This is a genomic window from Cellulomonas sp. P2_B4, assembly GCF_056404795.1.
Genome location: NZ_JBFUDI010000002.1, coordinates 203,496 through 224,307, shown reverse-complemented (window position 1 = coordinate 224,307; position 20,812 = coordinate 203,496). Strand labels below are relative to the sequence as shown.

The 20,812-nt window shown below is 70.2% G+C and carries 19 protein-coding genes; 12 read left to right on the top strand and 7 right to left on the bottom strand.

The features are described 5' to 3' along the window. Positions 1-41: 41 nt before the first annotated feature. Entirely contained in the window at positions 42-806 is a 765-nt protein-coding gene (locus AC1DZC_RS03640; protein ID WP_477042276.1) for an endonuclease/exonuclease/phosphatase family protein, read from the bottom strand. A gap of 59 nt (positions 807-865) precedes the next feature. On the opposite strand from AC1DZC_RS03640, the gene AC1DZC_RS03635 reads away from it, so the two are divergent. Next, on the top strand, positions 866-1,480 hold the full coding sequence (locus AC1DZC_RS03635; RefSeq protein ID WP_477039031.1) for a nucleotidyltransferase family protein: 615 nt from the start codon (positions 866-868) through the stop codon (positions 1,478-1,480). Here the strand turns inward: AC1DZC_RS03635 and AC1DZC_RS03630 are convergent. From AC1DZC_RS03630 to AC1DZC_RS03615, 4 genes are read right to left on the bottom strand one after another with little or no spacing between them, the layout of a single operon-like run. Beyond that, on the bottom strand, positions 1,477-2,220 hold the full coding sequence (locus AC1DZC_RS03630) for an ABC transporter ATP-binding protein (protein ID WP_477039273.1): 744 nt from the start codon (positions 2,218-2,220) through the stop codon (positions 1,477-1,479). The two genes, AC1DZC_RS03635 and AC1DZC_RS03630, sit on opposite strands and share 4 nt — an antisense overlap. Before the next feature lie 56 nt (positions 2,221-2,276). Further along, positions 2,277-3,254: an ABC transporter ATP-binding protein gene (locus AC1DZC_RS03625; protein ID WP_477042275.1), complete on the bottom strand. Its 978-nt coding sequence runs from the start codon at positions 3,252-3,254 to the stop codon at positions 2,277-2,279. Further along, the gene (locus tag AC1DZC_RS03620) at positions 3,244-4,230 is read right to left on the bottom strand and encodes a branched-chain amino acid ABC transporter permease (protein ID WP_477039029.1); all 987 of its coding nucleotides are present in this window, start codon (positions 4,228-4,230) and stop codon (positions 3,244-3,246) included. Before AC1DZC_RS03620 ends, AC1DZC_RS03625 begins: the two co-directional genes overlap by 11 nt. Positions 4,231-4,239: 9 nt before the next feature. Then, positions 4,240-5,676: a branched-chain amino acid ABC transporter permease gene (locus tag AC1DZC_RS03615; RefSeq protein WP_477042274.1), complete on the bottom strand. Its 1,437-nt coding sequence runs from the start codon at positions 5,674-5,676 to the stop codon at positions 4,240-4,242. 439 nt (positions 5,677-6,115) lie between these two features. Here AC1DZC_RS03615 and AC1DZC_RS03610 point away from each other — a divergent pair, with 439 nt between their 5' ends. Then, positions 6,116-6,715: an N-acetyltransferase family protein gene (locus AC1DZC_RS03610; RefSeq protein ID WP_477042273.1), complete on the top strand. Its 600-nt coding sequence runs from the start codon at positions 6,116-6,118 to the stop codon at positions 6,713-6,715. Here AC1DZC_RS03610 and AC1DZC_RS03605 read toward each other — a convergent pair. Beyond that, complete coding sequence (locus AC1DZC_RS03605) at positions 6,631-7,041, bottom strand: PaaI family thioesterase (RefSeq protein ID WP_477039026.1); 411 nt, start codon at positions 7,039-7,041, stop codon at positions 6,631-6,633. The genes AC1DZC_RS03610 and AC1DZC_RS03605 overlap by 85 nt on opposite strands. On the opposite strand from AC1DZC_RS03605, the gene polA reads away from it, so the two are divergent. The 3 genes from polA to AC1DZC_RS03590 all read left to right on the top strand — a co-directional run bounded on the left by polA (position 7,040) and on the right by AC1DZC_RS03590 (position 11,953). Beyond that, on the top strand, positions 7,040-9,790 hold the full coding sequence (polA, locus tag AC1DZC_RS03600; protein ID WP_477042272.1) for a DNA polymerase I: 2,751 nt from the start codon (positions 7,040-7,042) through the stop codon (positions 9,788-9,790). The genes AC1DZC_RS03605 and polA overlap by 2 nt on opposite strands. 157 nt (positions 9,791-9,947) lie before the next feature. Then, positions 9,948-10,298, top strand: coding sequence for a DUF485 domain-containing protein (locus AC1DZC_RS03595; RefSeq protein ID WP_477039024.1), 351 nt, complete (start codon positions 9,948-9,950; stop codon positions 10,296-10,298). Further along, positions 10,295-11,953, top strand: coding sequence for a solute symporter family protein (locus AC1DZC_RS03590; protein WP_477039023.1), 1,659 nt, complete (start codon positions 10,295-10,297; stop codon positions 11,951-11,953). The genes AC1DZC_RS03595 and AC1DZC_RS03590 overlap by 4 nt, the downstream gene beginning before the upstream one ends. A gap of 25 nt (positions 11,954-11,978) precedes the next feature. Here the strand turns inward: AC1DZC_RS03590 and AC1DZC_RS03585 are convergent, their stop codons facing one another. Then, complete coding sequence (locus AC1DZC_RS03585; RefSeq protein ID WP_477042271.1) at positions 11,979-12,788, bottom strand: class I SAM-dependent methyltransferase; 810 nt, start codon at positions 12,786-12,788, stop codon at positions 11,979-11,981. 130 nt (positions 12,789-12,918) lie between these two features. Between AC1DZC_RS03585 and AC1DZC_RS03580 the strand changes: the two genes are divergently transcribed. The 7 genes from AC1DZC_RS03580 (at position 12,919) to AC1DZC_RS03550 (ending at position 20,806) form a co-directional block, all read left to right on the top strand. After that, positions 12,919-13,944 (top strand): 6-phosphofructokinase, encoded by a 1,026-nt coding sequence (locus tag AC1DZC_RS03580; protein ID WP_477039021.1) that lies wholly within the window; start codon positions 12,919-12,921, stop codon positions 13,942-13,944. Positions 13,945-14,184: 240 nt separating this feature from the next. Continuing rightward, positions 14,185-15,693, top strand: a complete 1,509-nt coding sequence (gene rpsA, locus AC1DZC_RS03575; protein ID WP_477039020.1) for a 30S ribosomal protein S1 — start codon at positions 14,185-14,187, stop codon at positions 15,691-15,693. A gap of 100 nt (positions 15,694-15,793) precedes the next feature. Beyond that, entirely contained in the window at positions 15,794-16,423 is a 630-nt protein-coding gene (coaE, locus tag AC1DZC_RS03570) for a dephospho-CoA kinase (RefSeq protein WP_477042270.1), read from the top strand. Continuing rightward, a complete protein-coding gene (locus tag AC1DZC_RS03565) occupies positions 16,420-17,022 on the top strand; it encodes a pyroglutamyl-peptidase I (protein ID WP_477042269.1) in 603 nt (200 codons plus the stop codon). The genes coaE and AC1DZC_RS03565 overlap by 4 nt, the downstream gene beginning before the upstream one ends. Before the next feature lie 45 nt (positions 17,023-17,067). Beyond that, positions 17,068-19,173, top strand: coding sequence for an excinuclease ABC subunit UvrB (uvrB, locus tag AC1DZC_RS03560; protein WP_477039017.1), 2,106 nt, complete (start codon positions 17,068-17,070; stop codon positions 19,171-19,173). Between the two features lie 12 nt (positions 19,174-19,185). Continuing rightward, positions 19,186-19,614: a VOC family protein gene (locus tag AC1DZC_RS03555; protein ID WP_477042268.1), complete on the top strand. Its 429-nt coding sequence runs from the start codon at positions 19,186-19,188 to the stop codon at positions 19,612-19,614. Between the two features lie 187 nt (positions 19,615-19,801). Next, on the top strand, positions 19,802-20,806 hold the full coding sequence (locus AC1DZC_RS03550; protein ID WP_477042267.1) for a TerC family protein: 1,005 nt from the start codon (positions 19,802-19,804) through the stop codon (positions 20,804-20,806). Positions 20,807-20,812: the final 6 nt, after the last annotated feature.

Below are 20,812 nucleotides of genomic sequence, written 5' to 3'. Positions count from 1 at the left end.
GGAGGCCGGCGCGGAGCGATCCACGCCGGCCTTCGTCGCGTCTAGCCGAGCTCGAGGTCCACGACGAGGGCCCGGTGGTCGGAGACGCCGGTGTCGATCGTCCGGGCCGGCCCGGACGCGTAGACGGGGCCGTACGCCAGGACGTGGTCGAGCTGCTGGGTCGGACGGCCGACGGGGTACGTGGGCCCGGTCGCCAGCGGCTCGAACTCCGACACGCTCGTCGCGGTGCCCAGGTCGAGGTTCAGGTCGCCCAGCAGGACGACGGGGCGGGGGAGAGCCCGCGCCTGCCCCGCGAGATGCCTCAGCTGCCGGACGTTGTGGCCGGGGATGTACGTCAGGTGGGTCGCGACGACCGTGACGTCCCCCTGTGGCGTCCGTACGCGGGCCGCGAGCGCCGCACGGGGCTCGTCGCGCACCAGCGTCGGCCACCGGCTGCCCGGCCACCGCACGGGCGCACGGCGGCGCAGGAGCGGCAGGTCGATCACCTGCCACGTCTCCACGGGGAACCGGCTGAGCAGCGCGATGCCGTAGCTCGCGGCCGCGGGCTGCCGGTCACCCGTGGGAGCGGTCCAGACGCCCGGCTCGCCGTGCAGGACGGCCGCGAACCGGTGCTCCGTCGCTCCCATCGCCTCGGCGGCCACGACGGTCAGGTCGGCGCCGTGGGAGCGGGGCTGGTCCCGGTCGACCTCCTGGAGCGCCAGCACGTCCGCGTCGAGGGCGTGGACCGCCTTCGCGAAGCGGTCCAGGTCCACCTCGCCGTCGTCGAGGGACCTGCCGTGCAGGATGTTGAACGTCGCGATGCGCACCCCGACGATTCAACCCGTCGGCCTGCGGGAGCGCGCGTCGGGGTGTAGACCTGCGTGCCATGACGCAGACGGACGCCATCGACGACCGCTCCGCGCTCCAGGACGGCCTGCGGCTCACCGCGGTCGCCCTCATGGACGCCGAGATCCCGTTCGCCCTCGTCGGCGGCTACGCGGCGTGGGCCCGCGGCGCTCCCGAGCCCAGCCACGACGCCGACTTCGCGATCACCGAGCGTGACATCGACCGGGCCAAGGAGGCGATCGCGGCCAAGGGCCTCGAGGTGTCGGAGCCCGCCGAGAACTGGCTGTTCAAGGCGTTCCACCACGGGCAGCTGGTCGACGTGCTGTTCCGGATGGTCGGGGAGCCCGTCACGGACGAGCTGCTGGCCCGCAGCGACGTCCTGGAGGTCCTGGCGGTGCGGATGCCGGTCCTGGGCGCCACGGACATCGTCTCGGCGAAGCTGCGCGTGCTGGGCGAGCACGCCTGCGACTTCGGGCGCCTACTGGCCATCGTGCGCGCGCTGCGCGAGCAGATCGACTGGGACCAGGTGCGCACGGACGTGGGGGAACACCCCTACGGACGCGCGTTCCTGTTCCTGGCCGACGAGCTGGGCATCACCGACGTCGGCCTCGTCCCGGGTACCGACGTGGAGCCGGGACGGACCACCGGGGACTAGGCCTCCGGCGGCTTGTGCGCGGCCTCGACGTCGGTGGCCAGGGTGCCCAGGTAGAGCTCGATGACCTTCGGGTCGTTCATGAGCTGGCGACCAGGCCCGGAGTACGCGTTGCGCCCCTGGTCGAGCACGTACGCGCGGTCGCAGATCTGCAGCGCCCGGCGCGCGTTCTGCTCGACGATGACGATCGAGACGCCGGCCTTGTTGATCTTGCGCGTCCGGATGAACGTCTCGTCCTGGCGGACGGGGGACAGGCCGGCCGACGGCTCGTCGAGGAGCAGGACCGACGGGTCCATCATGAGCGCCCGCGCCATCGCCACCATCTGCCGCTCGCCGCCCGACAGGGACCCCGCACGCTGCTTGCGGCGGTCGCCGAGGGTCGGGAAGAGGCTGACGATGAACTCGAACCGCTCGGCGTACTTCTTGGGCGCCTGGAACAGGCCCATCTGCAGGTTCTCCTCGATGCTCAGCGAGGGGAACACGTTGTTGGACTGCGGCACGAAGCCGACGCCGCGACGGACGAGAGAGTCCGCGCGCAGGTGCGTGATGTCCTCGCCCTTGAGCGTGACCGAGCCGGTGCGGACCGTCACGAGCCCGAACAGGGCCTTGAGGAGCGTCGACTTGCCGGCGCCGTTGGGCCCGATGATGCCGACGAGCTCGCCGGGGTGCACCACGAGGTTGCAGCCGTTGAGGATGTCGACACCCGGGATGTAGCCCGCGTACACGTCGCGCGCGTCGAGCAGGGGCTCACCGGTGGGAGCGCCGCGGTGGACGGAGGCGGCGTCGGTGGTCTCGGTGGTCACGGGGTCTCCTCGTGCTGGGTGCGAGCCTCTTCCTCGGCCTGGACCTCGGCCTCGAGCTGCTCGGTCGTCTCGTCGTCCAGCAGGCTGTCGTCGCCCAGGTCCGTGTCGTGGTGCTTGCCCAGGTAGGCGTCGACGACGGCCTGGTCCTGCATGACGGTCTCGGGCGGGCCCTCGGCGACGATCCGGCCCTCGGCCATGACGATGACCCAGTCCGAGATGTGCCGGACCATGTGCATGTCGTGCTCGACGAACAGCACCGTGGTGCCCTCGTCGCGCAGGGCCTCGACGTGGCCGAGCAGCGACTGCGTCAGAGCCGGGTTCACCCCGGCCATCGGCTCGTCGAGCATGACCATGGTCGGCTTGCTCATCAGCGCACGGGCCATCTCGAGCAGCTTGCGCTGTCCGCCGGACAGGCTGCCCGCGAAGTCGTCGCGCTTGGTGTCGAGCTTGAACCGCGCGAGCAGCTCCTCGGCCTGCAGGGTGATCTCGGCCTCGCGCTTGCGCCAGAGGGCCGGCACGAGCGCCGTGGCCAGGTTCTCGCCGGGCTGCTTGGTGGCGCCGAGCCGCATGTTCTCGATGACCGTCATGCGGCTGAGCGCCTTGGTCAGCTGGAACGTGCGGACCATGCCGGACTGCGCGACCCGGGCCGCCGAGACGCCCGCCAGGGAGCGCCCCTCGAACGACCACGTCCCTGTGCTCGGCTTGTCGAAGCCGGTCAGGAGGTTGAACAGCGTGGTCTTGCCGGCACCGTTCGGGCCGATCAGCGCGGTGATCGCACCGCGCTGGACCTCGATGTGGTCGACGTCGACGGCCGTCATGCCACCGAAGTGACGGGTGACGTGGTCGGCCACGACGATCGAGTCGGGCTTGGCCGCGCCGGGGACCCGCTCCACGTTCGCCAGCTCGGCAGCGACGGCGGCGCGACGGCTCTCGGCGGCCACCTTGACGTCGCCAGGGGGGAGGTCAGCGGACATTGATCGCCAGCTCCTTCTTGTCGCCCAGGATGCCTTGTGGCCTGAAGATCACCAGCAGCATGAGCGTGATCCCGACGATGATCCAGCCGAACGCCTCGATCTGCTCGCCGCGCATCACGGTCTCCGGCACGCCGTCACGCATCACCGTCTTGATGAACATGAGACCGACCCAGAAGATGATCGAGCCGAGCACCGGTCCGAACACGGTGGCCGCACCGCCGAGCAGCAGGATCGTCCACATGAGGAACGTCATGGTGCGGCCCATGGAGTCGGGCTGCACGGCTCGGGGGAGCACGTAGATGATGCCGGCGATCGCGCCGATGACGCCGCCGAGGATCAGCGACTGCATCTTGTACGAGTAGACGTTCTTGCCCAGCGAGCGGACGGCGTCCTCGTCCTCGCGGATGCCCTTGAGCACGCGGCCCCACGGGGACCGGATGAGCAGCCACACGAGCCAGCAGGCCAGGCCGACGACGACCCAGGCGACGATCCTGATCCACCAGCCGTTGGAGGCGTTCGTCTGGTAGCTGAAGGGTCCGAGGTCCCAGGTCCCGTCCGGCAGCGGAGAGGCTCCCTGGAACGTCTCCTTGTAGTCCTTGCCGCGAAGGCCGGACGACGCGCCCGTCAGCTCGGTGAGCGCCGTCGAACGGCCGACGAGCCGGACGATCTCCGCCGCGGCGATGGTGACGATGGCCAGGTAGTCGCCGCGCAGCTTCAGGGTGGGGATGCCGAGAACGAGCGCGAAGACGGCGGCCGCGGCCATCGCGACGAGCACGGCGGCCCACAGGGGCCAGCCGGCGATCGTCGCGATGGCGAAACCGTAGGCCCCGAGGAGGACGAAGCCCGCCTGGCCCATGTTGAGCAGCCCGGTGAGGCCGAAGTGGATGTTGAGTCCGATGGCGCCGAGAGCGTAGGCGGCGGTGGTGGGTGCGAACGCCTCTGCGACGACGTTGGTGAAGATCCGGGACCAGTCCATGGCTACTCCTTAACCGATCCGCTCGGCGCGGCCCAGAAGTCCCTGGGGGCGTAGCAGAAGCACGAGGATGAGGATGAGGAGCGCCCCGGCGTACCGCATGTCGCTGGGAAGCACGAGGTTGGAGAGCTCGACGACGAGACCGATGACGATCGAGCCGACGAGTGCGCCGAACGGGGCACCGAGCCCGCCGAGCGTGACGGCAGAGAACATGAGGAGCAGCAGTGCGCCGCCCATGTTCCAGCTCGTCGCGTTCAGGTAGAGGCCCATGAGCACGCCGCCGAGCGCGGCGAGCGCGCCACCGATCACCCAGACGAGTCGGATGATCCGCTCGACGGTGATGCCCGAGGCCGCCGCGAGAGCGGGGTTGTCGGACACGGCGCGCGTGGCCCGACCGACGCGGGTCGCGAGCAGGAAGTAGGCGACCGCACCCAGCGCGGCGCACGCGATGATCACCGACCAGATCGACGCGACCGAGATCCGGACGGTGCCGAGGTGGACGATGTTCGGGTTCGCCGTGACGATGCGCAGCGCGCTCGCGCCGAAGAAGAACTGGTACGTGTACTGCAGCGCCATGGCCAGCCCGATCGTGACGATCATCTGCTGGGTCGTGCCGACGCGGCGCTTGCGCAGGGGGTGCCAGATCCCGGCGTCCTGGACGTATCCGGAGAGCGCACCGACCAGCACCGCGATGATGCCGGAGACGAGCAGTGGCAGACCGAAGGTCTGCACGCCGATGTAGGCGATGATCGCGCCGAGCGTGACCTGCTCGCCGTGCGCGAAGTTGCTCAGCCCCGTCGTGCCGTAGATCAGCGAGAGGCCGACGGACGCGAGCGCGAGCAGGACGCCGAAGACGAGGCCGCTGGTGACCTGCTGCGCGAGGCGCTGCCAGCTGAACCCACCCTCTGTCGACGATCCCGTCGGCGCACCGGTCTCACCGTTGTCGCCCGTGCCGCCCGGTGCGCTGGTCGAGCTCGGGTTCGAGCCGCTGCCGCCCCCGGCCGACGGCTCGCCGAGCGGGAACAGCGCGCCGCTCGACGATCCGAGCGTGACGGTGACCGTCCGCGGGTTCGCCTCCGGGTTGCGCAGGCTCTCGCCGGCGGGGAGCGTCGCGGTGTCGAGGGTGACCGTGTAGTCGCCGGCCGTGGTCACGGCGACGGTCCACTTGCCCTCGGCGTCCGTGGTCGCGGTCGTGGTGGTGCCCGGTCCGGCGATGGTGAGCGTGATGCCCGTCGCGGGTTCGCCTGCCGAGGTGCGGATCGTGCCGTTGATGCAGCCGGTCGCGACGTCGGCCACGCACGGTGCCGTGGTGGCGGCGTGCGCAGGAGACGGTGCGAAGAGCAGGACCAATGACGCGAACAGGAGCACGAGAAGCGCTCCGGCGCCTCGTCGTGCGGCGGCCGAACCGTCGGGAGTGCGGGCACGGTCCAGGTTGGCGAGTTCTCGCACCTGGGACCTCCGTCCGTCTGTGTCGTGTGAAGCGATTGTCACGAGGGCCGGGCGTCGTTGCCCGACCCCCGGGTGACGTCCGCCGGGTGGGAGGACGATAGGCAGGGATTGTGTCGCTTTCGTTTCGTGAACGCGAGGTATCGGGCTCCCGAACCTCCGGCGTGTCCCGATCGACACCAAGTATCTGGTCAAATGTCCAAGAATTGCACCCGTACGGGGGACGCCAGGGACCACCTGGGACTAGGCACCGCGGTCCACGGTGGTCCATGATCGACGACGACGCCATCGCGGGCAGGGATGTCGTCACCCCGACCGGATCCCCCTCGTCCCGTCCGGAGGTCTGACTGCCGTGCGAATCGGTGTGCAAGTCCGCGGAGCCCAACCGGGTGACCTCGACAGCCTTGTCGCGCTCGTCCTCACCGCCCGCCAGGAGGCGGGTGTGGGCTCGCAGCTCTGCACGGACGACGCGGCGCGGCTGCACGACCAGCTCGGCACGCTCCTCGGCGTACCCGGCGGACGCATCCTCCTGGCGCAGCTCGACGGCGAGCCCGCCGGTCTGATGCTCGCGCGGATCGTCGGCCCCGGTCCGTTCACCGACGTGGTGGCGATGGACATCGAGGCCGTCTACGTGCAGCCCGACGCGCGTCGGCGCGGTCTGGGCCGCGCCATGCTGATCGCGGCGGTGACGATGGCGGAGGAGGCCGGCGTGACCGAGCTCTACTCGTCGCCGCTCCCGGGCGCCCGTGGCATGCAGCGCTTCCTCGCGCGGATCGGGTTCGCGCCCGCCGCCTCGCACCGCGCCGTCTCGACCGCCGTCCTGCAGCGCCGGCTCGCGCAGGACCACGCGCCGGGCACGACGCGCCGGCTCGAGGACCTCATCGCGCGTCGCCGGCAGGTGCGCGAGGCCCGTCAGACTCCCGACGAGGCACCGACCGCCGCGGCCAAGGCCGCCGATCAGTCGCGCGCGTCGATCACCATGCAGGTCAACCGCGCCGTGCAGAGCAAGCGACCGCCCTCGTCCTCGACGACGACCTGGTAGGTCGCCAGCCGGCCACCGAGGTGGATCGCGGTCGCGGTCCCGGTGACCAGTCCCGAGCGCGCCGACCGGTGGTGCGTCGCGTTGATCTCGATGCCGACCGCCGCCCGTCCGGGACCGGCGTGCACCTGCGCCGCGTAGGAGCCGAGCGTCTCGGCCAGCGCCGCGGACGCGCCTCCGTGCAGGAGCCCGTAGGGCTGCGTGTTGCCCTCCACGGGCATGGTCCCCACGGCGCGACCGGCCGAGAGCTCGATCATCTCGATGCCCAGCCTCTCGATGAGGGTTCCTGCGACGGAGGGGACGGTGGCGAGGGCGTCGGTGTCGGACATGGCAGATAGGTTGGCACCCGTGAACGACGTCCTGCCAGCGGCCACCCCGACCACCCCCGCGAGACTTCTCCTCATCGACGGTCACTCGATGGCCTACCGGGCGTTCTTCGCGCTCCCCGTGGACAAGTTCGCCACGTCGGCCGGAGAGCCGACCAACGCGGTGTTCGGGTTCTTCTCGATGATCGCCAACCTCCTGCGCGACGAGGAGCCGACGCACGTCGCGGTGGCGTTCGACGCGGGCCGGACGACGTTCCGGACCGAGGTCTACGAGGAGTACAAGGGCAACCGCGACGCCACGCCGGCGCCGTTCCGTGGCCAGGTCGAGGTGATCCAGCGCGTGCTGGACACCATGCACATCCCGTACCTGTCCAAGCCCCAGTTCGAGGCCGACGACATCCTGGCCACCCTGTCGGTGCAGGCGCGCGCGCAGGGCATGCAGGTGCTCATCTGCACCGGCGACCGCGACGCGCTCCAGCTGGTCAACGAGGACGTCACGGTGCTGTACCCCGTGAAGGGGGTCTCGGAGCTAGCGCGGATGACGCCCGCCGCGGTCGAGACGAAGTACGGCGTGCCGCCTGAGCGGTACCCCGACCTCGCGGCGCTGGTGGGGGAGTCGAGCGACAACCTGCCGGGCATCCCCGGGGTCGGTCCGAAGACCGCGGCCAAGTGGATCGGCCAGTACGACGGCTTGCCAGGGATCCTCGCGAACGCCGCCGAGGTGCCCGGCAAGGCGGGCGAGTCGCTGCGCGACAACCTCGAGCAGGTCGCCCTGAACCGCCAGCTCAACCGGCTCCTGACGGACGTCGAGCTGCCGCTCGGTCCCGAGGACCTGGCCGCCCGTCCGTGGGACCGTCACGCGCTGCACGCGATCCTCGAGGAGCTCGAGTTCCGCGCCATCCGCGACCGGCTCTTCGCCATGCTCCCCGACGAGGGCGAGAACTCCGCGACCGCCGTCGCGGCCGCCGAGCTGAACATGACGGTGCTCGGTGCCGGGCACCTCGGCGGCTGGCTCGGCGAGCGGGCCGGGCAGCCGCTCGGTCTCGACATCCGCGGGTCCGGTGCGCCCGCCCGCGGGGACGCCTGGGGGATCGCCCTGGCGGACCAGGACGGCGACGCGGCCGCGTTCGACCTGCAGCAGATCGACCCGGTCGACGAGACGGCCCTCGCCGCCTGGCTCGCGGACCCGGACGCGCCGAAGGTCGTGCACGCGTCCAAGGAGGCGTGGCACGCGCTGGCCGGTCGCGGCCTGCCGCTCGCGGGCGTCGTGTTCGACACCGAGCTGGCGGCATACCTGTGCCAGCCGGACCGTCGCGCGTACGACCTTGCCGACCTCGCCATCGGGTACCTGCGGCGTGAGCTCGGTGCCACCGAGGCCGGCGACGGCGGGCAGGGACTCCTTGACCTCGAGATCGACGGGACCGACGAGGGCCGGCGCGCCGCCGTGCGCGCCGCGGCGGTCCGCGACCTGTCGGACGTGCTCGGCGGCGAGATCGCCGACCGCGGCGCCACCGGGCTGCTCAGGGACCTCGAGCTGCCGCTCGTGGACGTGCTCGCGCGCATGGAGAGCACCGGCATCGCGATCGACCAGCCGTACCTGAGCAGCCTCGAGAAGTCGTTCGACGCCCAGGTGCAGGAGGCGGCCGCCGACGCGTACGCGGTGATCGGGCGCGAGGTGAACCTCGGCTCGCCCAAGCAGCTGCAGGAGGTCCTGTTCGACCAGCTCGGCATGCCCAAGACCAAGAAGAACAAGACGGGCTACACCACCGACGCGAACGCGCTGACCGACCTCTTCGCGCGGACGCAGCACCCGTTCCTCGAGCACCTCCTCGCGCACCGCGACGCCATCCGGCTGCGGCAGACCGTCGAGGGCCTGCTCCGGTCGATCGCGCCCGGCGGGCGGATCCACACCACGTTCCAGCAGACGATCGCGGCGACCGGCCGGCTGTCGTCGGCGGACCCGAACCTGCAGAACATCCCGATCCGCACCGAGGCGGGCCGGCAGATCCGCCGCGCGTTCGTCGTCGGCGAGGGGTACGAGACGCTCCTGACCGCGGACTACTCGCAGATCGAGATGCGGATCATGGCGCACCTGTCGGGCGACGAGGGCCTGATCGAGGCGTTCAACTCCGGCGAGGACCTGCACAGCTACGTGGGCTCGCACGTGTTCGACGTCCCCACCGACCAGGTCACGCCCGCCATGCGGTCCAAGATCAAGGCGATGAGCTACGGCCTCGCGTACGGGCTGTCGGCGTACGGGCTGTCGCAGCAGCTGGCCATCGAGGTGTCCGAGGCGTCGTCGCTGATGCGGGACTACTTCGAGCGGTTCGGCGGCGTGCGCGACTACCTCGAGGGCGTCGTGAAGGTCGCCCGGACGACGGGGTACACGGCCACGATCCTCGGCCGACGCCGCTACCTGCCCGACCTGACCAGCGACAACCGGCAGCGCCGCGACATGGCCGAGCGCATGGCCCTCAACGCGCCGATCCAGGGCAGCGCGGCGGACCTCATCAAGGTCGCGATGCTCGGTGTCGACCGGGAGATCACGCGCCGCGGGCTGTCGTCGCGCATGCTGCTCCAGGTGCACGACGAGCTCGTGCTCGAGGTCGCACCGGGCGAGCGCGACGAGGTCGAGGCACTCGTCCGCGAGCAGATGGGGGCGGCGGGCGACGGAGCGACCGACGGGCCGCTGGACGTGCCGCTCGACGTCACGGTCGGCGTCGGCGGGTCCTGGCACGACGCGGGTCACTGAGCCGCAGAACGCGGCAGCGGGCGGGTCAGCGACCGTCCGTTCCTGGTGTTTCGAGCGGGTTTCTGTTTGCGGCTCGCCGTGCGGGGTCGGGTGAACTGCGCCACAGTGTCGGCCACACAGCGGCAAAGGAGCCGCGACTTCCTTCGAGGAGGCGCTCGTGACCGACACGCTCGGACAACCAGAGACCGACTACGAACGAGTACAGAGAAGCGCCGAGTTCCAGGCGCTCAAGCGGCGGTTCCGCCGCTTCGTGTTCCCGATGACGGCCTTCTTCCTGGCCTGGTACTTCCTGTACGTGCTCCTGGCGGACTACGCCCACGACTTCATGTCCCAGAAGGTGTGGGGCAACGTCACGGTCGGCCTGCTGTTCGGGCTCGGGCAGTTCGTGAGCACGTTCGCCATCACGATGATCTACGCCCGCTGGGCGAACAACCGTCAGGACCCGGTGGCCGAACGACTGCGTCGGCACATCGAGGAGGGCGCGTCGCTGGACGGTGAGGGCGCATGATCGACTCGTTGCGTTCGCTCCTGCACTCGGCAACGTCCGAGGACGTCGGCAGCCCCGCGGTCAACATCGCGATCTTCGCCGGCTTCGTGGCCATCACGCTCGTCATCGTGTTCCGGGCGTCGCGCAACAACAAGACCGCGGCCGACTACTACGCCGCGGGCCGATCGTTCACCGGTCCTCAGAACGGCACGGCCATCGCGGGCGACTACCTCTCCGCGGCGTCGTTCCTCGGCATCTGCGGTGCGATCGCGATCAACGGCTACGACGGCTTCCTCTACTCGATCGGCTTCCTGGTCGCCTGGCTCGTGGCACTGCTCCTGGTCGCCGAGCTGCTGCGCAACACCGGCCGGTTCACGATGGCTGACGTCCTGTCGTTCCGCCTCAAGCAGCGTCCGGTCCGCATGGCGGCGGCGCTGGCCACGCTGACGGTCGTCTTCTTCTACCTGCTCGCGCAGATGGCGGGTGCCGGTGGCCTGGTCGCCCTCCTGCTCGGCGTCGAGGGAACGGCCGCGCAGGGCGTCGTGATCGCCGTCGTCGGTGCGCTGATGATCCTGTACGTGCTCATCGGCGGCATGAAGGGCACCACGTGGGTCCAGATCATCAAGGCGGTGCTGCTGATCATCGGCGCGGCCGTGATGACCGTCTGGGTGCTCTCGGAGTACGGCTTCAACTTCTCCGACCTGCTGCAGGGTGCTGTCGACGCGGCCGGCGAGGGCGGGGAGTCGATGCTCGGGCCGGGCAAGCAGTACGGCGCGACGTCGATGAGCCAGCTGAACTTCCTCTCGCTGGCCCTCGCGCTCGTTCTGGGCACCGCCGGCCTGCCGCACGTCCTGATGCGCTTCTACACGGTGCCGACGGCGAAGGAGGCCCGGCGTTCGGTGGTCTGGGCCATCTGGCTCATCGGCATCTTCTACCTGCTGACGCTGGTGCTCGGCTACGGCGCGGCGGCCCTCGTCGGACCCGAGGCCATCAAGGCGGCACCGGGCGGCGTCAACTCCGCCGCACCGCTGCTGGCGTACGAGCTGGGCGGGACGATCCTGCTCGGGCTCATCTCCGCCATCGCGTTCGCGACGATCCTCGCGGTCGTGGCCGGCCTGACGATCACGGCGGCGGCGTCGTTCGCGCACGACATCTACGCGTCGGTGATCAAGCACGGCGAGGTCAAGCCGGACGGTGAGGTGCGGGTCGCGCGGATCACCGTGGTGGTCATCGGGATCCTGGCGATCATCGGCGGCATCTTCGCCAACGGTCAGAACGTCGCGTTCCTCGTGGCGCTGGCGTTCGCGGTCGCGGCGAGCGCCAACCTGCCGACGATCCTGTACTCGCTGTTCTGGAAGCGGTTCAACACCTCCGGCGCCTTGTGGAGCATCTACGGCGGGCTGATCTCCTGCCTCGTGCTCATCACGTTCTCGCCCGTGGTGTCCGGCAAGGTCGACCCCGTGACCGGCGCGAGCCTGTCGATGATCAAGAACACCGACATCGACTTCCACCTGATCCCGCTGGAGAACCCCGGCCTGATCTCGATCCCGCTCGGGTTCCTGCTCGGCATCTTCGGGACCTACGTGAGCAGGGTGAAGGGCGACCCGGCCAAGTACGCCGAGATGGAGGTCCGGTCGCTGACCGGCGCCGGCTCGGAGAAGGCGGTCGTGCACTGAGGCACCGGGGCGGTGACGCCGGTCGTCACCGCCCCAGGTGCGTCACGAAGATCGCGGTGCCCGGCAGCCGCGCGCCGCGGACCGGTCCCCAGCCGCCCCAGGTCCGCTCGTGCCCGGCGGGCCACTCCGGCTCGACGAGCCGGTCGAGCACGAAGCCCGCGGCCGTCAGCTCGGTCACGTGGTCGCCCAGCGTCCGGTGGTACTCGGCGTAGAGGACGGACCCGGACTCGCTGATCTCCGCGTAGGGGGTGCGGTCGAAGTACGAGCGCGTGGCGGTCAGGCCGGCCTCGCCGGGGTCGTCGGGGAACGCCCACCGGACCGGGTGCGTCACGGCGAACACCCAGCGGCCGCCCGGTCGCAGCACCCGCGCGACGGACTCGTGGACACGGCCGGCGTCGGGGACGAACGGCAGCGCACCGAAGGCGGTGAAGGCGACGTCGAAGGACGCGTCGGCGAAGGGCAGCTCCCGCGCGTCCGCCTGTACGAGCGGCGTCGTCCGACCGACGGACTCGTCGTACCCGGCACCGGCCGCCAGCATCCCGGCGGACAGGTCCGTCGCGACCACCGAGACCCCCTGCGCCACGAGCCACCGCGAGCACTGAGCGGCCCCTGCACCCACCTCGAGCACCCGCGCGCCCGACAGGTCGCCGAGGAGCCGGGCGTCCGCCTCGCGCAGGCCCTCAGGGCACCAGCAGAAGTCGGCCGGCCCGAGGAACGAGCCGTGCTCGTCGAGGTACTCGGTCGCGTTGGCGTCCCACCAGCCGCGTCCCGCGGCGCCGCCCGCGGACGGCGGGATGTCGAGATAGCCGGCCTCGGCGAGCGGGTCGTCGGTCATGCAACCAGTGTCGCGCGCTTGATCAGCACGTCTGTCATCTGCGTGACGCACGGGATGGCTATGGTGTGAGCGACGGCAGCCCGACGATGCGCTCCGGCCACCAGTTTCCTGAGGTCGAAGGAGTGCCAACGTGCGTGTCGGACTGCTCACCGGTGGGGGCGACGTCCCCGGGCTGAACGCCGCGATCCGTGCCGTCGTGAAGCGTGGCGAGGGCGAGTACGGCCACTCGATCATCGGGTTCCGCAACGGCTGGCGCGGCGTCGTCGACGGCTTCAGCCTCCCGCTCACCCGGCAGCACATCCGCAACCAGCTGGCCGTCGGCGGCACGCTGCTCGGGACCGCGCGGTACCACCCGCACTCCTCGGACGGCGGACTGGACGCGGTCCTGTCCACCCTCGAGTCGGAGCGCATCGAGGTCCTCATCTGCATCGGCGGCGACGGGACGCTGCACGCGGCCAGCAAGGTGGCCGAGGCGGGCGTGCGCATCGTCGCGATCCCGAAGACGATCGACAACGACGTCTGGGGTACCGACCAGTCGATCGGCTTCGACACCGCCGTCGGCATCGCGACCGAGGCCATCGACCGCATCCACACCACCGCGGAGAGCCACAACCGCGTCATGATCGTCGAGGTCATGGGCCGGCACGCGGGCTGGATCGCCGCGACGTCGGGCATCGCCGGGGGAGCCGAGCTCGTGCTCGCCCCCGAGCAGCCCTTCGACATCGACAAGATCGAGCGCTTCCTCAAGCACCGGCACCGCGCGCACGCGAGCTTCTCGATCATCGTCGTCGCCGAGGGCGCGGTCCCCGCGGAGGGCACCTCGATGCACTACGAGACGCAGCTGGGGAAGTTCGGCGACATCGTCGCGGGAGCCATCGGGGAGCGCCTCAAGATCGAGATCGAGAAGCGCACCGGCTTCGACACCCGGACGGTCGTGCTCGGGCACATCCAGCGCGGCGGCATCCCGTCCCACGTGGACCGGATCCTCGGCTCGCGGTTCGGCGTCGCGGCGATCGACGCGGCCAGCCAGGGCATGTCGAACGTCATGACGGCGCTGCGTGGGGAGACCGTGCAGATGATCTCTCTCGACGAGGTCGCCGGGAAGGTCAAGTACGTGCCGGACGAGCTGCTGGCGGTCGCGCGCGCGCTCGGCTGAGCAGCATGACCGCGCTTTGACCCACCCTCGGTCGCCCAGATAGGGTAGACGGCGGTGCCGCGCGCCTTGTTGCGGCGGCTCATCCCGAACGTGCTGCTCGTACGTGGTCTCACATCGCACTGCTGGATGCGGACCGGGGACGCCCCATCATCACGTGGTCACCAGCGCTTTTCACCGTGCCGTCCGGCACACCATTCGTGTCCGTACAACTTCCCTGTCCGCATCGGAGCCCATCCCTACATGAGCATCACCACCCCCGCGAAGCCCGCCTCCCCGCAGGTCGCGATCAACGACATCGGCTCGGCCGAGGACTTCCTCGCCGCGATCGACGCCACCATCAAGTACTTCAACGATGGCGACATCGTCGAGGGCACCATCGTCAAGGTCGACCGCGACGAGGTCCTTCTCGACATCGGTTACAAGACCGAGGGCGTCATCCCGTCCCGTGAGCTGTCCATCAAGCACGACGTGGACCCCGGAGACGTTGTCAAGGTCGGCGACGCAGTCGAGGCCCTCGTCCTCCAGAAGGAGGACAAGGAAGGCCGGCTGATCCTGTCCAAGAAGCGCGCACAGTACGAGCGCGCCTGGGGCACGATCGAGAAGATCAAGGAAGAGGACGGCGTCGTCACCGGCACCGTCATCGAGGTCGTCAAGGGCGGCCTCATCCTCGACATCGGTCTGCGCGGCTTCCTGCCCGCGTCGCTGGTGGAGATGCGTCGCGTCCGCGACCTCCAGCCGTACGTCGGCAAGGAGATCGAGGCCAAGATCATCGAGCTCGACAAGAACCGCAACAACGTGGTCCTGTCGCGCCGCGCCTGGCTCGAGCAGACGCAGTCCGAGGTGCGCTCCACCTTCCTGCAGACGCTGCAGAAGGGTCAGGTCCGCCCCGGCGTCGTGTCCTCGATCGTCAACTTCGGTGCGTTCGTGGACCTGGGTGGCGTGGACGGGCTCGTGCACGTCTCCGAGCTGTCCTGGAAGCACATCGACCACCCGTCCGAGGTCGTCGAGGTCGGCCAGGAGGTCACCGTCGAGGTTCTCGACGTCGACTTCGACCGCGAGCGTGTCTCCCTGTCGCTGAAGGCGACGCAGGAGGACCCGTGGCAGGCATTCGCCCGCACGCACGCCATCGGCCAGGTCGTCCCGGGCAAGGTCACCAAGCTGGTTCCGTTCGGTGCGTTCGTGCGCGTCGAGGACGGCATCGAGGGCCTCGTGCACATCTCGGAGCTGGCCGTGCGCCACGTCGAGATCCCGGAGCAGGTCGTCCAGGTGGGCGACGACGTCTTCGTCAAGGTCATCGACATCGACCTCGAGCGTCGCCGCATCTCGCTCTCGCTGAAGCAGGCGAACGAGGGCTTCGACCCGACGAGCGACGACTTCGACCCCGCGCTGTACGGCATGGCGGCGGAGTACGACGAGGCCGGCAACTACAAGTACCCGGAGGGCTTCGACCCGGCCACGAACGAGTGGCTCGAGGGCTTCGAGGCACAGCGCGAGGTGTGGGAGGCGCAGTACGCGCAGGCCCACGAGCGCTGGGAGGCGCACCGCAAGCAGGTCGCCGACGCCGCGAAGGCCGACGCCGAGGCTGCTCTCACGGCTGCCGAGGGTGGGGCGACGGCGACGTCCTCCTCGTCCTCGTCCTCCGCGGGTCCGGTTCCCTCCTCGTACTCGTCGAGCACCGAGGAGGCCGCGGGCACGCTGGCTTCCGACGAGGCGCTCGCCGCTCTGCGCGAGAAGCTCACGGGCAACTGATCACAGCAGTCCACGGCGGGCCGGTCACCTTCGGGTGGCCGGCCCGCTGGCTTTTCCCCTGCCCGTGCGCGCGGCTCGACGGGCACGGCAGTATGGACGGATGCAACGCATCGGACTCACAGGCGGGATCGCGGCCGGCAAGTCCGTCGCGGCACGGCGACTGGCGGAGCTCGGAGCGGTGGTGATCGACTCCGACCTCCTGGCGCGGGAGGCCGTCGCGCCGGGCTCGGCCGGCCTGGACGCGGTCGTCGAGGAGTTCGGTACCGGCGTGCAGGCCGCGGACGGCTCCCTGAACCGCAGCGCCCTGGCATCGATCGTCTTCGCCGATCCCGCGGCCCGCGCGCGGCTCGACGCGATCGTGCACCCGATCGTGCGCCGGCTCTCGGCCGAGCGCTCCGCGGCGGCGGCCGCCGTCGACCACGGGGCGGTCGTCGTGCACGACATCCCGCTGCTCGTCGAGACCGGGCAGGCCGACGACTTCCATGTGGTGGTCGTCGTCGACGCACCCGCCCTCCTGCGCGTCGAGCGGCTGGTCCGACTGCGCGGCATGGACCGCGGCGCGGCCGAGGCGCGGGTCGGCGCCCAGGCGACGGACGCCGAGCGGCTCGCGGTCGCGGACGTTGTGCTGGACGGGACCGGCAGCGACGACGACCTGCGCGTCCAGGTGGACGCGCTCTGGGAGCGGCTCGCGGTCGAGCGGGCTGACGAGCTCTCGGCGGAGACCCCGTGATCCTGCTGACCGGGTTCGCGCCGTTCGAGGCGCAGCCGGTCAACGCGTCGTGGCTGGCGGTCCAGGAGGTCGCGGCCCGGTGGACCGGCGACGACCTCGCGGTGCGGGAGCTGCCGGTCTCGTTCCGCGGCGCCCGGCAGGTGCTGCGGACGGCGATCGCCGAGCTGTCCCCGACGCTCGTGGTCGCCGTGGGCGAGGCCGGGCGACGGGAGGCCGTGGGGATCGAGCGGGTCGCGGTGAACCTCATCGACGCGCGGATCCCCGACAACGACGGCTCCGCACCTGTCGACGTCCCCGTGATCGCGGGTGCGCCGGCGGCGTTCTTCACGACGCTGCCGGTCAAGGCGTGCCTCGCTGCGGCGCAGGCGACCGGGACGCCCACCGAGGTCTCGTACTCGGCGGGCACCTACGTCTGCAACGCGACCTTCTACGCGCTCCAGCACCTGCTCGCGTCCCGGCCCGAGGTGCGCAGCGGGTTCGTGCACGTGCCGCGCGCGGGGCTGTCGACGGAGGCCGCGGCGACGGCGCTGCTCGCGATCGTCGAGACCGCGGCCAGCGTCGAGAGCGACCTGCGCGTCACGGCCGGCACGCTCGACTGAGCTCCCGGGCCCGCGGGTGTCGGTGGGGGACCGTACGGTTGTCGTATGCGTCCCGTCACCGATCTGCAGCGGACCGTCGCCCCGTTCGAGGTCATCTCCGAGTACACGCCGTCGGGCGACCAGCCCAAGGCGATCAAGGAGCTCGCGGCGCGCATCACCGCGGGCGAGAAGGACGTCGTGCTGCTGGGCGCCACCGGCACCGGCAAGTCGGCGACGACGGCCTGGCTGATCGAGAAGCTGCAACGGCCCACGCTGGTCATGGCGCCCAACAAGACGCTCGCGGCCCAGCTGGCCACGGAGTTCCGGGAGCTGCTGCCCAACAACGCGGTCGAGTACTTCGTCTCGTACTACGACTACTACCAGCCCGAGGCGTACATCGCGCAGACGGACACCTACATCGAGAAGGACTCGTCGATCAACGACGAGGTGGAGCGCCTGCGGCACTCGGCGACGAGCTCGCTCCTGACCCGCCGGGACGTGATCGTGGTCGCCTCGGTGAGCTGCATCTACGGCCTCGGTACGCCGCAGGAGTACGTGGACCGCATGGTCGCCCTGTCCGTGGGCGACCGGGTGGACCGCGACCAGCTGCTGCGCAAGTTCGTGACCATGCAGTACACCCGCAACGACATGGCGTTCACGCGCGGCACCTTCCGCGTCCGCGGCGACACCGTCGAGATCATCCCGGTGTACGAGGAGCTCGCCATCCGGATCGAGTTCTTCGGCGACGAGATCGAGGCGATCGCCACGCTGCACCCGCTGACCGGCGACGTGGTGCGCGCGGAGCAGCAGATCCACATCTTCCCGGCCACGCACTACGTGGCCGGCCCCGAGCGCATGGAGCGCGCGATCGCGGGCATCGAGGTGGAGCTGGAGGACCGGCTGAGCGAGCTGGAGCGGCAGAACAAGCTGCTCGAGGCCCAGCGGCTGCGCATGCGCACCACGTACGACATCGAGATGATGCGCCAGATCGGCTCGTGCTCCGGCATCGAGAACTACTCGCGGCACATCGACGGCCGGTCGGCGGGGACGGCGCCCAACACGCTGCTCGACTACTTCCCCGAGGACTTCCTGCTGGTCATCGACGAGTCGCACGTGACGGTGCCCCAGATCGGCGCGATGTTCGAGGGCGACATGTCGCGCAAGCGCGCGCTGGTGGACCACGGCTTCCGGCTGCCCAGCGCCACCGACAACCGTCCGCTGCGCTGGGAGGAGTTCGTCGAGCGGATCGGGCAGACGGTCTACCTCTCGGCCACGCCGGGCAACTACGAGCTGTCCATCTCCGACGGCTTCGTCGAGCAGATCATCCGGCCCACCGGACTGGTCGACCCGCAGGTGATCGTCAAGCCGACCACCGGTCAGATCGACGACCTGCTCGGCGAGATCCACGACCGCGTCGAGAAGGACGAGCGCGTGCTCGTCACCACGCTCACCAAGAAGATGGCCGAGGACCTCACGGACTACTTCCTGGAGAAGGGCGTCCGCGTCCGGTACCTGCACTCCGAGGTGGACACGCTGCGGCGCGTCGAGCTGCTGCGCGAGCTGCGGCTCGGCGAGTACGACGTGCTGGTCGGGATCAACCTCCTGCGCGAGGGTCTCGACCTGCCCGAGGTGTCGCTCGTGGCCATCCTCGACGCCGACAAGGAGGGCTTCCTGCGCTCGGGGCGCTCGCTCATCCAGACGATCGGCCGCGCGGCACGCAACGTGTCGGGCGAGGTGCACATGTACGCCGACCGGATCACTGACGGCATGGCGCAGGCGCTCGACGAGACCACCCGACGCCGCGACCGGCAGATCGCCTACAACCTCGAGAACGGCATCGACCCGACGCCCCTGCGCAAGAAGATCGGCGACATCACAGACCTGCTGGCCCGCGAGGACGCCGACACGGCCGAGCTGCTCGGCGGCGGCGGACGGCAGACCAGCCGCGGCAAGGCGCCGGTCCCGGGGTTCGGCTCGAGGGGTGCCCCGCGCGACGAGCGAACGCGCCTGACCGGTGCGGCGGCCGGCGAGCTCGCGGACCTGATCCAGCAGCTGTCCGACCAGATGCACGCGGCGGCCGCGGAGCTGCAGTTCGAGCTCGCGGCGCGGCTGCGCGACGAGATCTCGGGCATGAAGAAGGAGCTGCGCCAGATGCAGGCCGCCACGGCCTAGGAGGAGGACGCGATGGCTGTCGAGGTGCAGGTGACGTTCGACGCCGGTGACGCTGAGGCGCTCGGCCGGTTCTGGATCGAGGTGCTCGGCTACGTCCAGCAGCCACCACCGGACGGGCACGCGACGTGGAGCGACTTCCTGGAGTCCGTCGGCGCGCCCGAGGAGAACATCTTCGCGGCGGTCGACCCCGACGGCGTCGGACCGCGTCTGCTGTTCCAGGGGGTGCCGGAGGGCAAGACCGCCAAGAACCGCGTGCACCTCGACGTGAACGTGGCCGCGAAGATCGCCCCGCCGGAGCGGGCGGCCTTCGTCCGTGCGCGGGCGGCGGAGCTCGAGGCGCTCGGAGCGATCCAGCTCCAGGTGTTCGACGGCCAGGAGGGACCGGACAGCTTCTGGATCGTCATGGCGGACCCGGAGGGCAACGAGTTCTGCCTGCAGTGAGCGTCACATGGGACGCACGGGCGGCGTGGCCTATGCTTGCCGACGTTGAAGGGGAGTACCCCAGTCACGATCACGTCGTCATCACGGACCTGTCCGCACGGGGCCCGGCGCGATCGGTCCGCGACACGCAGCACGCGCGGGCGGGGGAGACCTTCGGTCACGATGTTCTCGTACCGGAGGTGTATCCATGGATGTGTCCGGCTGGGTCTGGGCAGGGACGGCGGTCTTCGTCGTCGGGCTGATCATCTTCGACTTCTACGCCCACGTGCGCACGCCGCACGAGCCGACGTTCTCCGAGTCGGTGAAGTGGTCGATCTTCTACATCGCCATCGCCCTGGTCTTCGGGGTCGCGCTCGGCATGGTCTGGGGCTGGGACTTCGGCACCCAGTACTTCGCCGGGTACATCACCGAGAAGAGCCTGTCGGTCGACAACCTCTTCGTCTTCCTCATCATCATGACGAAGTTCGCGGTGCCCCGGATCTACCAGCAGAAGGTGCTGCTCGTCGGCGTGGTCATCGCGCTGGTGCTCCGCACGATCTTCATCCTGGCCGGCGCCGCCGCGATCGAGCAGTTCTCCTGGGTGTTCTACATCTTCGGCGCGTTCCTCGTGTACACGGCCGTCAAGCTGGCCCGCGAGCACCACGACAAGGAGCACGCGCCGAAGGACCAGCCCGACGGTATCGCGGTGCGGATGCTCAAGATGGTCCTGCCGACCACGGAGGAGTACCACGGCGACAGGCTGAGCGTCCGGATCGATGGCAAGCGGCTGTTCACGCCGATGCTCGTCGTCATGGTCGCGATCGGCTCGACCGACGTGCTCTTCGCGCTCGACTCGATCCCGGCGATCTACGGCCTGACCAACGAGGCGTTCATCGTCTTCACCGCGAACGCGTTCGCCCTGCTCGGCCTGCGCCAGCTGTACTTCCTGATCGGCGGGCTGCTGGACCGCCTGGTGTACCTGTCGCAGGGGCTCGCCGTGATCCTCGGCTTCATCGGCGTCAAGCTCGTCCTGCACGCGCTGCACGTGAACGAGCTGCCCTTCATCAACGGCGGGGAACCCGTGGACTGGGCCCCCGAGATCCCCATCTGGGTGTCGCTGACCTTCATCCTCGGCACGCTCGCCGTCGCGACGGTCGCGAGCCTGATCAAGACCCGGAACGACGTGCGCGTCGTTCCCTCGAACGAGAGCTGACGGCTA

Coding starts and splice junctions, on each gene's coding strand:
- AC1DZC_RS03635 (WP_477039031.1), top strand. CDS start 866: ATGACGCAGACGGACGCCATCGACGACCGCTCCGCGCTCCAGGACGGC.
- AC1DZC_RS03625 (WP_477042275.1), bottom strand. CDS start 3,254: ATGTCCGCTGACCTCCCCCCTGGCGACGTCAAGGTGGCCGCCGAGAGC.
- AC1DZC_RS03620 (WP_477039029.1), bottom strand. CDS start 4,230: ATGGACTGGTCCCGGATCTTCACCAACGTCGTCGCAGAGGCGTTCGCA.
- polA (WP_477042272.1), top strand. CDS start 7,040: ATGGCAGATAGGTTGGCACCCGTGAACGACGTCCTGCCAGCGGCCACC.
- AC1DZC_RS03605 (WP_477039026.1), bottom strand. CDS start 7,041: ATGTCCGACACCGACGCCCTCGCCACCGTCCCCTCCGTCGCAGGAACC.
- AC1DZC_RS03590 (WP_477039023.1), top strand. CDS start 10,295: ATGATCGACTCGTTGCGTTCGCTCCTGCACTCGGCAACGTCCGAGGAC.
- AC1DZC_RS03585 (WP_477042271.1), bottom strand. CDS start 12,788: ATGACCGACGACCCGCTCGCCGAGGCCGGCTATCTCGACATCCCGCCG.
- rpsA (WP_477039020.1), top strand. CDS start 14,185: ATGAGCATCACCACCCCCGCGAAGCCCGCCTCCCCGCAGGTCGCGATC.
- coaE (WP_477042270.1), top strand. CDS start 15,794: ATGCAACGCATCGGACTCACAGGCGGGATCGCGGCCGGCAAGTCCGTC.
- uvrB (WP_477039017.1), top strand. CDS start 17,068: ATGCGTCCCGTCACCGATCTGCAGCGGACCGTCGCCCCGTTCGAGGTC.
- AC1DZC_RS03555 (WP_477042268.1), top strand. CDS start 19,186: ATGGCTGTCGAGGTGCAGGTGACGTTCGACGCCGGTGACGCTGAGGCG.
- AC1DZC_RS03550 (WP_477042267.1), top strand. CDS start 19,802: ATGGATGTGTCCGGCTGGGTCTGGGCAGGGACGGCGGTCTTCGTCGTC.